At 54.2% G+C, this 1,425-nt stretch carries 1 protein-coding gene; it reads right to left on the bottom strand.

Features of this window, described 5'->3' with window-relative positions:
* The coding region (locus Q7L55_13295) for a hypothetical protein (protein ID MDO8733523.1) at nucleotides 1-1,382 on the bottom strand (1,382 nt) is incomplete at its 3' end.
* Between the last annotated feature and the right edge of the window lie 43 nt (nucleotides 1,383-1,425).

Below are 1,425 nucleotides of genomic sequence, written 5' to 3'. Positions count from 1 at the left end.
GGCGTGAGCGAAATATCAAAAGTGGAATTGATCAAAGTGGTGGTGGCGTTGTAGTTGAAAACGCGGATGTGCTTGCCGTCGTCGATGTCTGAAGCCACGAATTCAGTGATGCTGAAATTGGCCGAAGAAGAAGCATATAATCCCCCTTGGATATTGCGCCGGGATTTGATGGTCTCAAAAGTGGTGGAAGCGCCCTGGTTGGCCTGCGGGAAGAAGCCGCGGAACTGGTTGGCAAACACGACGTCCACCAAAGTGTTGGTCGCGTTCAAGAACCGGACCGCCTGCCAGTTTTCAAAAGAAGTCCGGCGGGCCTCAACAGTGCCGTTCCAATACAAGTCGCGCGGCGCGTCCGGAGTAGTCGTCGAAGGCGCTTTGTGCAAAACAATGGAGTCGAACAATTTCAAAGTGGCCGGCGGCACGCCCGGCACCAGCGGCTGGGCCGTGGAAGTGGCGAGGATATAGAATTCACCTTCATTAATAGAGGTGGCGTCCGTGCCGGAGAAAGAAATCGTGGAACCGCCGAACGGCGAACCAGTGGCTGACACTTGGCCGGAGATAAAGGTGGAAGAAGCATAGAGTTTCAGCTGGCGGGCAAAGTCGATGGACTCGGAAGTGGTTTTCACGAACGTGGTGGAAGCAGTGGTGGAGCCGATGTTCAGTTTGCCGATGACGGCGAAAGTACCGGCAGCCGGATTAGTGGCAGCGCAGGCGCCGTTGGCCGCTTTGGCGAATTCGGCGATCTGTTCAAAGGTGATGGCGTTGGCTTCAGTGGTACCCATGGCGGTCGTGCAGGTATCAGTTCCGGAAAGTCCGCAGTTAGTGGCGCCGGCTTCCGTGCCCCAGACTGTAATGATGGCGTCTTGGGTGGTTTTGTCAGTGGTGGTATCCACTTTCATCGGATATGGGAAGTCATTGCCGTCGGCATCGCACTCACCGGCCAAAACAACGGAGAAGTTCTGGGCCGCCGCAATATCCAAGGTCTGGGAAGAATCCAATTTGCCGGATTTGGTAACCGTCAGGGAGAAAGTATTGAAATTAGTTCTGGCGCCGGTATTGGTGGCGCTGTATTTGAACACGTCCGTGGTCACTGTCTGCTGGCCGATCAAACCGTTGGCGTCAGTGGTTTCGGAAAGGATAGTAGTGCCGTTGGTGTCTTTCAAAACCACGGAGGCGCCTGCAATGGCGACGTTGGCGGAATCGACGACTTTCAGGTCGAGGGTAAAGGCCCGTTCAATCGCTCCGTTCCCGAAACCATTAAACTCAATACCCGGATCAGTCGGCGTCGGCGTGAGCGAAATATCAAAAGTGGAATTGATCAAAGTGGTGGTGGCGTTGTAGTTGAAAACGCGGATGTGCTTGCCGTCGTCGATGTCTGAAGCCACGAATTCAGTGATGCTGAAATTGGCCGAAGAAGAAGCATATAAT

This window comes from Actinomycetota bacterium (assembly GCA_030650795.1).
GTDB lineage: Bacteria > Actinomycetota > Actinomycetes > S36-B12 > S36-B12 > UBA11398.
The sequence above is the reverse complement of the archived record's forward strand: the minus strand, read 5'-3'. Positions and strand labels throughout refer to the sequence as shown.